A 13762-nucleotide genomic window follows, 5' to 3' on the forward strand; every position below is an offset into this window, starting at 1 on the left:
AATTTCCCCCGGGGGAGATTGCAGGGCGGGTGATGCGCTGGGGGTCGGATCGCCGCGATGCTGGCGGCACGTTCATTCGCGGCGGCCTGGTCGGCCGCGACCCTATGCGGAAAGGAGGCCAGCAATGGCCGCCACCCATGCAGTTCCCCCCGCGGGCGCTGTGGCTCGGAGTTACGAGCACACCGAGCGCGTCGTCTGCGCGATCTTCATGCTCGTCTCCCCGCTCATCCTCCTTGTCGCGACGATCGTGCATCCCAAGCACGGCATCGCGAAAACGGACGGGGCGGAGTACTACGGCGCCGCATACGAGCACACGACCCGGTTCTACATTGCGCACACGGGCTACTTCTTGACAGGGGTCACCCTGATCGTCGCGTTCATCGGGATGAACCGGCTGGTGCGGCCGACCCATCCCAAGGCGGCCTTCTGGGGGCTCGTGCTCTCGGCCATGGGGTTCGTGGGCTGGGGCGCGATCGACGGCATGGACTTCATGACCTTCAACGCCGGCAGGTTCACCGCGGGGTCGCAGTGGGCGGGGAGCCTGGGCGGGAGCCTGGACCACAACACGATGCAGACCTACATCGACAACGCGCTGGGCGACAACTTCGTCCTGATCCCGGTATTCGGCGTCTTCTTCTTGCTCATCATCGGACTCGTCGTGAACGCCGTCGGACTGCACCGCTCCGGCATCGTCAACTTCTTCCACGCGCTGTTGCTGCCGATCGGCGTGACCGGCGTGATCAGCTTCCTCGACTATCCGCCGCTGGAGATCGGCTCCGGCCTCTGCGTGTGCGCCGCCGTCATACCCATCGGGGTGCGGCAGCTGCGGGCGCGGCACGACGCGACGGCAGCTCAGGCGGCCGCGAGCTGATGGCCGCCCGCTAACCACTACTCCACAAACAGGACGATGAACTCGAATCCAGCCCGATCCCGTGCCGGTCGGCCTCCATCCTCAGGCGTGGTGAACGTCGAGTGATCGCGTCGATCGCGCCGCCGCTCGCCCACGCCGGGCACGTGTGGCCCACACTGCTCTCCCTCGTTCCAATACTGTTCGCCATCGCCCTGCTCGCCGTTCAGAGCGTGCGCGATCGGCGGCGCGGCAGGCAGCCCGCGGACACGGCCGACTGGCCTGACCCCTCGGGCGACCGCCTCGAACGCTGAGCCCAGCGGCGGTTCAGCGCCGACCCGCGTGCAGGCGGCGGGCTGTCTACCTCCGCCGACGCGTGCCGCGCAGGAGCCGCCGCTGCTTAGGCGGACTCGATCAGGCCGAGGTCGCGAGCGTGGTCGAGGACCTGGTCGCGGGAGGTACCGTCGAGCTTGCGGTAGATCGACTTCGTGTGCGAGTGGATCGTGCTGTAGGAGACGAAGAGCATCGCCGCGACCTCGCGTTTGGTCCGTCCTTGGGCGAGGAGCCGGAGTACCTCAAGCTCGCGCTCCGTGAGCACGCTGCCAGGGCTCGCCCGGACATGCGCCGTCGTCAGTCGTCGCGCCACGTCCTCGACGCGCTCGGCCAGGATTCCCGGGTCGGGGCAGCTCTCGATCACGGTGCGCGCCTCCGTGAGCATCGCCCGCGCCTCGGGACCCGCGCCGAGGGCTCGGCGGACGAGCGCTGCTTCTAAGAGCGCCTCTGCGATCAACAGCGATTCAGTGTGGCCTCGCAGCTGTTGGAGTCCCAGGCCGATCGCGCGGTCGGCTGGCTCCAGTTCCCCGCGGCGCGCATGTAGCGCACCGCGTATCACGTGGTAGTAGCCGACGTGAGGGAGGTCCGCGATGCCGTGTGTGCGCGCCAAGTCGAGTGCCTCGTCGATCCAGCGATCAGCTTCGGCGAGGTCGCCGGCGACCAGCGTGGCCTTGGCCAGAATGCAATGCGCATCGGCGGCGACGATCCACTGCTCGTGCCGTGGTGCCAGCGCGACCGCGTGCTGTAGCGGCGCGATCGCCGCGTCGCTCTCGCCCGTCAGAACGAGCGCCCAACCGAGGTTGAAGGCGGCCAATGGCTGCCACCCGGACTCCCGCCTGGTCTCGGTCAGGTAGGCGGCGCGGGCGGCGGCGAGCATGGCGCCGACATCAGACCACGACCATGTCGAGCGTGCCAGCGTCGCACTCTCTTCAACCGTTCCGGAGCCGTCGGGAAGCTCTCCCTCGTAGTCGGCCTCCCGCGCAGCGGCCAGGGCCTGTCTGGCCTGCTCAGCGTCGCCGACGAGGCTGAGCATCCATGCCTGAACGATGCAGAGGCGAGCATCCGTCCGGACGGCGTTTGGTGGGAACGCTTCGAGCCAGTGCGCGAGGGTCGCGAGCCGCCCCGAATTCAGATACGCGAACCAGTGGGTCGCGACGAGGGTCGCAGCCGTCTGGAAGTCACCGCCCGTGATCGCATGCCGGATCGCTTCATCGACGTCGCCTGCGGACGCAAACCATGCGCAGGCCCGCTGGTGGAGCTCGGGCTCGCTGTCGTCAGCCCGCCGGCGGAGCTCGTCGCGCAGCAACTCAGCGAACAGATGGTGATAGCGAAACCACTCACGGCGCTCGTCCAGCGCAACGAGAAAAAGATTGGCTCGCTCGATCTCGGCCAGCACCCTGGCCGCGTCGCCTCTGCCCGTCACGCTGTCGCACAGCGACGCACACATGCGATCGAGAATTGAGGTCTCCAGCAGAAACCGGCGATGCTCGTCGCTCTCGGACGCCAGCACGACCTCGGTCAAGTACTCGACGATGTGGCGGCTCGAACCGCCGAACTCCGCCAGCGCGGTCGTCGGATCGCTCACATCCCGAACTGAAAGAAACGCGAGATACAGGCCCGCCGGCCAGCCCTCGGTGCGCCGCTGCAGGCTCGCGATCGAGTCCGGCGCAATATCAAGCCCGAAGGCGTCACCGAACAGCTCCGCGGTCTCGGCTTCGGTGAACGCAAGCTCGCCTGCGCGAAGCTCGAACAGCCCGCCGCTGGCGCGCAAGCGCGCGAACCCGAGTGGCGGGTCCAAACGCGACGCCACCACCAGCTGAACATTCGGCGGCCCTCGCTCGATCAGCATCGCGATCGATTCGTGACACGCCGGGTTCGTCACCCAGTGGTAGTCGTCGAGCACGAGCGCGATCTCGCGCTCCATCGACTCCAGCTCGTTCAGCAGCCGAGGGACGATCGCCTCAAGCATCATGCCGCCCGCCGAGCGCAGCGCCGGCTCGACCGCAGCGCCGAAGCCCGGCTCGATGCCACGAATCGCCGCGACCACGTAGTCCCAGAGCACCAGCGGATCGTTGTCCCCGCGATCCAGCGACACCCACGCGAACGACCGCGAGTCAAGCTCCCGCCACTGCGCGAGCAGCATCGTCTTCCCGAAGCCAGCCGGAGCAACGATCGAAACGACGGGCAGACCGCACGCCGCCGCAGCGTCCGTGAGCCGCCGCCGCGGCAAATTCCCCGAACGCAAACCGGGAGGATGCAACTTGCTACCGAGGACCGTGGCACTCATCGCGCGAGAGCTCATTTCATTGCCGACCAGCGACGCGCCCCCTTGACGGGCGTCGCCGTGAGGATCGTGTCGATCCCCACGCGCGAGCGAATCACCCCGAACGGATGATCTCCGCTCCAGCAGCGCGACGCGGGCCTGATCTTCAGCGTGAACAGTGTCTGCGCCGCGTTCAGTCGATCGGCTCGAACTCGTTGAGCTTCCAGGTTTGGTCGAACCATGGCTCCAGCGGTCCGTAGAGACGGAAGAGCTGAAACCAGGACTTGCCTGGGATGGTCTCGACCCAGTTGCTTTCCATTCCCTCGGGCGCCGCGGGTCCGAAGTAGAGGTCATAGGAGCCGTCGTCGTTGCCTTGGAGGGTTCCGGAGTTGCTCGCCAGGGCGGGGTAGATCGTCGATGCGACCTGGATCAGCGAGCGGGTCTGGGTGTCATAGACATCGACCGCCCAGAAGTTCTTTGCCGGCGGGTCAGGGTCGACGTGCAGCCGGTAGGTCTTAGCGCCGTTGAGCAGGTCGCCGTTGACGTCGTGCACGGTGTAGGCGTACGCGGACCCGGCGCCGATCTGGGCGTGCGCCATGGCCGGGGTGATGACGGTGGCGAGGTAGTGAAACTGCGTGCGGGCATCCAGCAAGCGTGCGCCGTTGCGCAGGAACTCGTGGTTGCCGCCGACGAACGCGTTCTTCCACGAGCCGTAGAGCACCGCGCCGGGATCGCGCGGGGTGTAGGCGATGGCTCGCGCCATGCCGCCGCCGATCCGGGCGGCGTTGTCGAGGACTGCGCGCATCCGGTCATCCGGCGCGAACGGCTGACCCTTGACGATGCCGATCGCCGCGAGCTGGCCGGCGCGCTCGGCGTCAAGCGCCTCGACCGGCTCTTCCTGCACGAGTTCGTCGACTTCCTCATAGAACGAGAAGTCGTTGGCGTGGATCGTGTTGAACACCGCGTCGGCGATGTTGATGAACACGTTTTCGGCCGGGCTGTCGGCCTCGGCGAGCGGGTAGATCCTGGTCTGCTTCATCGCCGGGACACCACCGAGGGCGCGCAGCACCACCCAGTTGGCAAACGTCGGACAGCGGTAGCTGAAGTAGCCGTCCGGGACCTCGCCGTCGTAGCCGGGGGGCAGGAACAGGTAGCTGCCGCCCTTCCCGCGGTCGGGGCCGGCGATTCCCATGTCGGCGACGTAGCGAAACCAGAAGTCGTCGACCACGCACAACGATTCAGGCGGCGCCTCGATCACCGTGGGCCCCCACGCACGCAGATCGAGCATCGTCGTGCCGTAGGTCGTCTCGGTGTTCGGCGTCAAGAACAGCGACCCGGAGTTCGCCCGTGGTTCGGTGTACCCGACGACGTTCGGCGACGTGATCCCGACCGACCGCAACCCGCGCCGCATCGCCACCAGCGACGCGCCCGGCACGGCGTTGAGGAACACCTCGATCCCGCGCATCAGATCGAGCGCGTCGTAGATCGTGGTCACCGTCTCCGGCGTCGGCACCCCATCGAAGAAGTCGAGCGCGCCGAACGGCGACTCGACCCGATCCGCCGACGACAGCGTCGCGATCGCCTCCCGCATCTGCTCCGGCGAAAGACTCCCGGGCAACGCTCCCGACATCACACTCCCCCTGCTCGATCACCCACACGGCCGGGGGCCTGGCCCGGCCGCACACGTCGCGCCGTCTGGCCCCCCCGGATCACGGCCACCCTAGGCGCCGGACAAGTGACCGGTCCTCGCCCGAACCGGGTGATTGCGCGCAACGCCGGCCGCGCTTCGCGGGCGGCGGCCTGAATCTGAGCGGGCGCTATCGCAACCCGCCGCGCTCTCGCTTTCGTGTCTTCAGGCGCTCTCGGATCGGAGTTCATCTCCAACACGGCACGACGCCGCGGCTAGCGGTTGTGGTTGACGACCTCGATGTTGTTCCCGTCGGGATCGAGCACGAACGCGGCGTAGTACCCGTCGTGGTAGTCGGGCCGCTCGCCGGGCTCGCCGTTGCTCTGATAGCCGGCCGCGATCGCGTCGGCGTGAAACCTCCGCACCGCGTCGTCGTCGCCGGAGAAGGCGATGTGGATGTGCTCGGTCGGCTCGCCGGCGAACACCCCGAACACACCACCGTGTCCGCTGACCGAGAACTCCGTGCGCTCCGCGGTTTGGCCGCGGATGGTCAGCCCTGCGGCCGCACCCGCCGCCGCGTAGAACGAGCTTGACGGCTCCAGATCGCTGGCCCGGATGGCGACGTGGTCGATGTTGCCGCGGGGTCGATCGCCGTCGCGGTAAACCGCTTCGAAGCCGTTGCCGGCAGCGTCCTTGAGAAAACCCGCGTAGTAGTCGTCGGCGTAGCGCGGACGCGGGCCTGCAGGTCCGTCATCGACCAGGCCGGCCTCGACACCCGCCTGCCAGAAGCGGTCGACGTCGGCCTGCGTCTTCGCGATGAAGGCAACGTGGCTGCGCCGGGTAGGCGCACGGTCGTCGTTGTCCCGCATGAGGACGAAGTTCCCCCACATGGTGAAGCTCGGCGTGTCGGCAGTCTGCTCGATCCCGAGTTCTCGCAGCCCGGCACCGAGGGCGCCAACGGCAAAGGAGAGATCAGAGACTCGAAGGCTGACATGGTCAAGCATGGCCGGGTCCTTGGTGATGGTTCACGTGGTCGGGATCGTCGTGCGCTTGAGCCCAGACGGCATCATGCCCACCTAGGCGGGCTCGTCCTCCACCACCGCTTATGCGCCCCGAGCCGGAGCGCACGGCGCGTGAGACAGAACCGCCGCGGTCGGCTCAGCGGCTCGCGGCGCTCAGTTCCGCGTTCTGGGCGGCCCGAAGCTTCGCCCAGATCCGAACGATCGCCTCGATGTCTTCTTGGTCGAGAGGTTCTATGAAGTGCCGAAGAATGGCGTCCTCGAACGTCCGCGCGACCTTCTCGCTATAGCGCCGGCCCTTGCTCGTGAAGCTGATCAGCGACTTGCGCCCGTCGCCCTGATCGGCGCCGCGTTGAAGATGTCCGGCATCGACCAGTTCCTGTACGAGGCGCGAGGCGCGGGTGGGACTGACGCTGACGAGCTGGTCAGCGAGCGACCGCACCGACTGCGGCTCCTCGTCGTGGAGCCGACACAGGATCTCGGTGGCGCTGAACGAGATGCGGTGCTGCTCGCGCAGCTCCCGGTCAATCCGATCGGTGACCGACGCGTGAGCGAACAGCAGAGCGAACCAAGCGTCCTGCTGCTCTGGGGTGATCACCTTGGCCACGGTGTGGTTGGGCTTCGAAGGGGTCGTGCCGGACAAAGTCCAAAAAGTCTAACACCGCGCAACTACAACCTAGGGCAAGCACCACTCTGTCAATCCAAATGCGTGCGCCCGCATCTGACAGATGGAGGAGACCTGCCGCGCGGGGCCCGGCGCGGAAAGTTATCGTCGGCCACAACTATGTGCGTGCGCAGGCATCTGTTAGCGTGTTGGTCCTGTACTGCCCACGAAGGAAGTTGGCGCACCATGAGCAGCATCAGCGTTATCGGCCTGGGGAACATGGCCAGCGCCCTGGCCGCCCGGGCGCTCGCCGGAGGCAACGCGGTGGAGATGATCGGCCGCGACCCGGCCAAGGCCAACGAACTGGCCGCCGCACTCGGCGGCGGCGTCACGGCGGGGACATTCGGCACCATCCCGGCCGGCGACCTCGTCATCCTCGCTGTGCCCCACGCCAGCGCCGTGCCGGTCGTCGCCCAATACGGGGACGCGCTGGCCGGCAAGATCATCATCGACGTCTCCAACACCTCCAACGCCGACGCCACCGGGCTGGTCACCCCTGAAGGCACTTCCGGCGCGCAGGAGATCGCCAAGGCCGTCCCGGCGAGCGCGAACGTCGTGAAGGCGTTCAACACCGTCTTTGGTCACATCCTGGCCCAGGGCGGCCCGCTGGACGTGCTCTTCGCGGGCGACGACGCGCGGGCCAAGGCGAGCGTGTCGGCGTTCATCGAGAGCCTCGGGCTGCGCCCGCTGGATGCCGGCGGCCTGGACGTGGCGCGCTGGCTGGAAGGGGCGGGCCTGCTGATGATCAGCCTGGCCCGCAATGGCGTGGGGAACTTCAACTTCTCCCTCGGCGTCGACCTCGCCGGCTGAGCGCGCCCGCACCACCTCTTCCTCCGCCACATCACCCCCTAAGGAGCAGCAACATGCGTGTCTTCGTCACAGGCGGGACCGGCCATACCGGTTCCTACATCATCCCGGAGCTCATCGCCGCCGGGCACGAGGTCACCGGCCTGGCCCGGTCGGACACCGCCGCGACGGCGCTGTCCGCGCATGGCGCGAAGGTGCGCCGCGGCGACCTCGAGGACCTCGAAGGGCTCATGGAGGCAGCCGCCGACTCCGACGGCGTCATCCACGTCGCGCACAGGCAAGACCTGCTTCCGTTTGGCGGGATGGACGCCGTGTCCGCCGCAGAGCTCCCGATCATGCTCGCGTACGGCGAGGCACTCGCGGGAACCGGAAAGCCGCTGGTCGCCGCGGGGAGCATCGGCTCGTCCGGGCAGCTGGGCCGGCCGGCCACCGAGGAGGACCCGGCCCTTCCCGTCGGCGATGAGCACAAGGGAACCCTCCGGGTTCGCAATGTCGTGGAAACGGCTGTACTCGACCTCGCCGAACGGGGAGTGCGGTCTTCGGTCGTGCGGATTGCCAATATCGCGCACAGCACGACCGATCGTGCCGGCTTCCTCCCGACGCTGATCGCGCTCGCGAAGGAGAAGGGCGTCGCCGGCTACCCCGGAGACGGCGCGAACCCGTGGAACGCCGTGCACGTCCGCGATGTCGCTTCCCTATTCCGCGTGGCGCTGGAGAGGGGCCCGGCCGGCAAACACTGGCACGCGGTCGCTGACGGGGCCATCCCGCTCCGCGAGATCGCCGAGGCCATCGGCAGCCGCCTGGGCCTGCCCGCCGTGAGTATTCCTTTGGACGAACTGATGGTGCCGGGATACTTCGGGTTTCTCGCGAACATCGTCACGCAGAGCTACCCGGCGTCCAACCTCATCACGCGCCGGACCCTCGGCTGGGAACCCGCTCAGCCCGGCCTGCTCGCCGATTTGGACAACGGTCACTACTTCCCGTCTGACAGGGCGCTGAGCGCATGACAACGGTGGGATTCATCGGAAGCGGACAGATCGGCACCGCCATCGCGCGGCTCGCCATCGAGGCCGGATACCAGGTCGTGCTCAGCAACTCGCGCGGTCCCGAAACGCTCGCGGACACGGTCGCGGAGCTGGGGCCGCGGGCGTCCGCGGCGACGAGCGGGGAGGCCGCGGCGGCCGGTGACATCGTCGTCGTCACGGTGCCGGTCAAGGCCTTCCCCGACCTGCCCGCCGCGGCACTCGCTCAGAAGGCGGTCATCGACACGTGCAACTACGGCCCCGAGCGTGACGGCCACATCCCCGAGCTCGACGGCACGTCGCTCACCTCGAGCGAGCTGCTGCTGCGGTACATCCCGGACGCCATGGTCGTGAAAGCGTTCAACAACATCTTCTACAAGCACCTGCTGTCACTCGCCCGCCCGGCGGGGGCAACCGACCGCTCGTACCTGCCGATCGCCGGGGACTCCGCGCCGGCCAAGGCGGCGGTGACCGAATTCATCGAATCCACCGGATACAGCGTGGTCGACGCGGGACCGCTGGCCGACAGCTGGCGGCAGGCGACGGGCACGCCGGTGTGGGGAACCCCGTACGGGCCGTACTCGAACGAGAAGGGCCAATCAGCCGGCGAGGACGCCATCCGCGCCGCACTCGCCACCGCAACGCGATAACCGCAAGTTGGCACCGGCAGCGGCTTGGCCGGTGACCGGCCTCAGCCACATCCCCGCGGAACTCCACGACGAGATCCGCGCCGAGGCGGGTACACCCTGTTGCGAGGCGCCGCGCAACAGACGAGCGAACTCAGGCTTCGTGCAACGGGTCGGACGCTGGAGCCAAACACGAGAGGTCAAGGCATGAGCAACCGAAAGCCGGCCCGAGTGAGGGCGGAGCCGGGGAAAGCCGATAGAGGGTTGGTGGAGGCGCCGGAAATCCCGGGCGGATATCCGGACCTCACCGCGTCGCAGCTTGACCTCATCCGCGAGCGTTCGACGGAGACGGTCGTCGACCCGGGCGCGACCGTGGCCAACGCCGGGGATGTCGACTTTGACTTCATGCTGGTCGAATCCGGCGATTTGGAAGTCGTGAGGCTCGCGGCGTTCGGGCTACCGGAGCAGATCATGGCGATCTTCGGCCCAGGCTCGTTCCTGGGCGAGCTGGACATGCTGACCGGGCAGGCAGCCATGTTCTCGGCGCGTATGCCCGCCGGCGGCGTGATCCAACGGATGCCACGTCCGGTCTTCCGGCAGCTTATGTCCGACGCCCCGGAGCTGTCCGACATCATTCTCAAGGCGTTCATGGCGAGGCGCGAGTTCCTGCGGACCAGTGAAGCGGCGCTGAGTGTCCAGATCGTCGGCGGTGCGCTGTCGGCCGAGACGCTGGAGCTTCGCAACTGGGCCACGCGCCTAAGCATGCCGCACACCTGGCTCGACGTCGAAACCGACGACGGTTTCCGGATCCTGAAGTCCTTCGGGCTCGACGTGACAGACCTCCCGGTCGTGATCACCCGAACCGCGATCCTTCGCGATGCGACCCCGAACGTACTGGCGCACGAGCTCGGGCTCGCGTACCGCTCTGTACCAGGGAAGGTCTACGACCTTGTTGTCGTCGGTGGTGGACCCGCCGGATTGGCGGCTGCCGTCTACGGCGCCTCTGAAGGCCTGGGCACGCTGGTGCTGGAAGGGGTTGCCGCAGGCGGGCAGGCCGGCGCGAGCGCACGTATCGAGAACTACCTCGGCTTCCCGTCCGGCCTCGCCGGCGCGGAACTGACTGCCAAGGCGCTGGTACAGGCCCAAAAGTTCGGGGCCGAGATAAAGAGCCCGTTCGCGGTGACGTCACTGCGAATGGCGGACGACCTTGTGGTGACCCTGTCGGACGGGAGCGAGGTCTCGGCCCGCTCGATCGTGATCGCGAGTGGCGCCCACTACCGGAAACTGAGCCTCGAGCGGTGGGAGGACTTCGAGGGCAACGGCATCTACTACGCCGCAACTGAACTTGAAGCCCGTGCGTACGGGATGCACGGCCCTCAGGTGGCCGTGATCGGCGGGGCCAACTCCGCCGGGCAGGCGGCTCTGTTTCTCGCGAGCCGCGGGTCGCGGGTCCGGCTCGTGGTGCGCGCCGACGATCTGGGAATCGAGATGTCGAGCTACCTCGCGACCCGCATACTCGCCGACAGTCGTATCGAGTTGCACTTAGGCACCGAAGTCGTCGGAGTCGACGGTGGCGACCGTCTGGACTCGATCGTGCTCGCGAACAAGATCAGAGGGACTCGCGAGAGCGTGCCCTGCACGGGACTCTTCTGCTTCATCGGCGCCGTGCCCGCGACGTCTTGGCTCGAGGGCGTCCTACTTGACCGAAGCGGCTTCATCCTGACTGACATCGATCTACCGGAGACGCAACCGCGCGACTCGTTCGGGCTACTCGGCCGTCAGCCTCTGGCGTTCGAGACCAGCATCCCAGGACTCTTCGCCGCCGGCGATGTGCGTCACGGCTCGATGAAGCGGATCGCAGCTGCCGTGGGTGAAGGTTCGAGCGCGATCCGCTCGGTCCATCAGGCGATCGGCAAGTAGCGACAGATCACGATGCCCGTTGGTGTCATCTCCCAGGACTGGGGATGAGGCGCCCCGGGTTTCGCGGAGACTGTGATCTGCCCCGGACTTGGTGGAGTCACAGTCTCCGAGGACCGTCCCACCGCAAACCCTGGCCCTCGCAGTGCGTGTTGGCGGCGTGTGCGGCTACTGGCACACCAAGCAGATCCAGCGCCTCACAGCCGACGGCATTCCCGTCCTGATCCGCCCCGAATCCGGACTGCGAACGACGCCGAGTCATCGACCGACTTACGCGACAGCCCCGTCGAAACGCGACACTTGCCGGCCGCCGGTGCCCGGCGTCGCCGCTGTCTCGCCGCGAAGTGTGCCCGTCCGCCGCCGAGGTCGACGGCGCCCAGTTGCGCGCAACCCAAGCGCCGTGGGAGGATCGCCCGACGACCGCGAACAGAGGGTGCCATGCGCCGGATGCAGCTTGGGCTTGTCCTGGTCACCGTGATGCTGCCGACAGCCGCTCCGGCCTCGGCCGCGCCGCTGCAGTTCTCGGCGGTCATGAAGCCGCAGATCAGCGGTGACGTGAACGCGCCGCGGGTGGGCGAGACCCTGACGGAGATCTCCGCGGTGTGGTCGCGCGCCCCGAAGTCAGTCGAGTACCGCTGGCTCGACTGCGCCCCGGGCCAGTCGATTGAGCAGTGCAGGGCGATCCCCGGCGCGACCGGGCGCTCGTACACGCTGCAGGCCTCCGACGCCGGGCTCTACGTGGTCGTGGCGGAGACGGGGCACGACGCCTCCGGGCAGACCGCCGTCGCGGTGACCCCGTCCACGTCACAGGTCCAGCCGGCCGACGGGCAGCCGATCCCACCCCCGCCGGAGCCGCCCCCGGTGCCACTCACCTATCCCACGCTGTCCGGCACGGCGTACCTCGGGGACACGCTCACCGCCACGCCGGGCACGTGGTCGGCGGGCAGCTACACGATCTCCTATGAGTGGCTGATCTGCGGGCTGGGTCGCTGCGTGCCGATCGACGGCGCGACCGGCTTGAGCCACACGATCGGGCCGGCCGACGTGAACTACGCGATCGTCCTGCGGGCTGCGGCCACCGCCGCCGGCGGCACGTCCTACGCCATGACACCGATCCAGCTGATCGCTCGCCGGCTGTCCGCGACGACGCAGCTAAAGCTGGCGACGCTGCCGCATCGGCTGTACACGCCCTACCTGCTCCGCCACGGCGAACACCCGGAGTTCCTGGCGCCGGCCGCCGGCACGGTCACGATCACCTGGACGGCGGGCCGCGTCACGCTCGGGCGCGGGACCGCGCGCTGCGACGGAAGTCACGTCGCGCACGCTGTGCCGTTCCGCTTCACCCGCCAGGGGAAGGCGCTGATGCGGCGAACGAAGTCACGGAAGATCACCATCACCGGCGAGTTCTCGCCCGCCGACGGCACCCCCGCGACGAAATACAGCCGGACCTGGCGCCTGCTGGCCCCCACCTGACGGCGGGCTCAGCCCACGCGCAACGTGTGGCGGCGGTTCTGGTAGGTCCCGCCCGAGTCCTATAGCGACGCTGCGCCTGACTCGAAAGTGTCGTCAGTGTCATTGTCCAGGACCGGTTCGGCGGGTCTGTTCGACTGAACCGGTTGGCTCGGGGACGATCGACCCAGGAGAGACGCCCTACGGTGGCGCGGTGCTCCCGCCGCTGCTGGAGAGCACGCGGCGATCGACCCACGAGCAGGGAGTCGTGGTCCTGGCCGGGGAAGCCGAACGTCACCGGCTGGCAAAGCTCCACGGAGGCGGGGAGGACTGGACACTCGTCGTGGCGGTCGGCCCGCGGGCGTCGTGGCCGGAGTTGGTGCAGATCGGCCCGCACATGCTCGAGTCGTCCTCGGGCAGATCGATGCGGTGTCCGGGCGCGACGCCGTCACGCGCCGGTGAGCTCGGGCAACGCTCGCGCGAGTTCGGCGGCGCTGTGCTCGGGCGGCAGCTTCAGCAGAGCTGGCGGGTTGGCGCGGGTCTCGGCGACGATGCGGTCGACGACGTACGACTCCGCCCGGCGCACCCGAGTGCGTACGGGTGCGCCAGGCGGGCGGACGGGAGGGTCAGCAGACGAGCGCGGCTTCGGTGGCGCTGCGCGACTCGATGGCCTCGAGGCTGTGCTCGAATGCCTTGCGGAGCTTGCTCTTGCCGATGCTGCCGAGGACGAGGCCGAGCAGCTTGCCCTTGAGGTTCTTGCCCTCGCGGACGACGACGGCGTGCACGACCGTCGTTCCCTCCGGCAGCGTCAGGAGCGTGTAGGTGTGGCCCGATCGCCCGCCCCAGACGTTGGAATCGGTGGTCGTCATGACGATGCGGTGGGGATCGGACCAGTCGTAGCGCAGCCGCTCCCAGACGCCGCCGGACCCTTCGGTGACGTCGGCCCAATCGGGCCCGCGGTCGTGGACCTGGAGATATTCATCGGCGCTGTTGGCGAAGATCTGCGAGCGGCCCGGTCCGAAGTCGGTGAGCCCGGCGATCAGCTGCTCGGGAGTCGCGGTGGTCTTCTTGGAGAAGTGCAGGGTGGCCATGGTGTGCTCCTTGTCTGGAAGGTCTTTCTGCTGCTTCCACGATCGCGCTTCCGTGCCCCCGTCGCACCCGTGCGGGACACTGGTCTGCGACACCGGG

At 68.2% G+C, this 13762-nt stretch carries 12 protein-coding genes; 6 read left to right on the plus strand and 6 right to left on the minus strand.

The window, feature by feature from the left end; translation table 11 throughout:
• Positions 1–124 precede the first annotated feature (124 nt).
• Entirely contained in the window at positions 125–871 is a 747-nt protein-coding gene (locus tag OM076_RS37410) for a hypothetical protein (RefSeq protein WP_270045288.1), read from the plus strand.
• Between the two features lie 376 nt (positions 872–1247).
• Here the strand turns inward: OM076_RS37410 and OM076_RS46535 are convergent, their stop codons facing one another.
• From OM076_RS46535 to OM076_RS37430, 4 genes are all read right to left on the minus strand, one after another.
• Positions 1248–3482: a helix-turn-helix transcriptional regulator gene (locus tag OM076_RS46535; RefSeq protein ID WP_308214369.1), complete on the minus strand. Its 2235-nt coding sequence runs from the start codon at positions 3480–3482 to the stop codon at positions 1248–1250.
• A gap of 154 nt (positions 3483–3636) precedes the next feature.
• On the minus strand, positions 3637–5034 hold the full coding sequence (locus OM076_RS37420) for a DUF1254 domain-containing protein (protein WP_270045289.1): 1398 nt from the start codon (positions 5032–5034) through the stop codon (positions 3637–3639).
• 311 nt (positions 5035–5345) lie between these two features.
• Positions 5346–6074: a VOC family protein gene (locus tag OM076_RS37425; protein WP_270045290.1), complete on the minus strand. Its 729-nt coding sequence runs from the start codon at positions 6072–6074 to the stop codon at positions 5346–5348.
• A 154-nt stretch (positions 6075–6228) separates the two neighbouring features.
• A complete protein-coding gene (locus tag OM076_RS37430) occupies positions 6229–6732 on the minus strand; it encodes a MarR family winged helix-turn-helix transcriptional regulator (protein ID WP_270045291.1) in 504 nt (167 codons plus the stop codon).
• 207 nt (positions 6733–6939) lie between these two features.
• On the opposite strand from OM076_RS37430, the gene OM076_RS37435 reads away from it, so the two are divergent.
• The 5 genes from OM076_RS37435 to OM076_RS37455 all read left to right on the plus strand — a co-directional run bounded on the left by OM076_RS37435 (position 6940) and on the right by OM076_RS37455 (position 12598).
• Positions 6940–7563, plus strand: coding sequence for an NADPH-dependent F420 reductase (locus OM076_RS37435; RefSeq protein ID WP_270045292.1), 624 nt, complete (start codon positions 6940–6942; stop codon positions 7561–7563).
• Between the two features lie 53 nt (positions 7564–7616).
• Entirely contained in the window at positions 7617–8567 is a 951-nt protein-coding gene (locus OM076_RS37440) for an SDR family oxidoreductase (RefSeq protein WP_270045293.1), read from the plus strand.
• A gap of 5 nt (positions 8568–8572) precedes the next feature.
• Positions 8573–9232: an NADPH-dependent F420 reductase gene (locus OM076_RS37445; RefSeq protein WP_270045294.1), complete on the plus strand. Its 660-nt coding sequence runs from the start codon at positions 8573–8575 to the stop codon at positions 9230–9232.
• A 243-nt stretch (positions 9233–9475) separates the two neighbouring features.
• A complete protein-coding gene (locus tag OM076_RS37450; RefSeq protein WP_270045295.1) occupies positions 9476–11128 on the plus strand; it encodes an FAD-dependent oxidoreductase in 1653 nt (550 codons plus the stop codon).
• Positions 11129–11572: 444 nt separating this feature from the next.
• Positions 11573–12598, plus strand: a complete 1026-nt coding sequence (locus OM076_RS37455; protein WP_270045296.1) for a hypothetical protein — start codon at positions 11573–11575, stop codon at positions 12596–12598.
• A 424-nt stretch (positions 12599–13022) separates the two neighbouring features.
• Here OM076_RS37455 and OM076_RS37460 read toward each other — a convergent pair whose 3' ends face one another.
• Both OM076_RS37460 and OM076_RS37465 read right to left on the minus strand, forming a co-directional pair.
• Complete coding sequence (locus tag OM076_RS37460; RefSeq protein ID WP_270045297.1) at positions 13023–13160, minus strand: hypothetical protein; 138 nt, start codon at positions 13158–13160, stop codon at positions 13023–13025.
• A 40-nt stretch (positions 13161–13200) separates the two neighbouring features.
• On the minus strand, positions 13201–13665 hold the full coding sequence (locus OM076_RS37465) for a hypothetical protein (protein ID WP_270045298.1): 465 nt from the start codon (positions 13663–13665) through the stop codon (positions 13201–13203).
• Between the last annotated feature and the right edge of the window lie 97 nt (positions 13666–13762).

The sequence above is a fragment of the Solirubrobacter ginsenosidimutans genome (assembly GCF_027587205.1).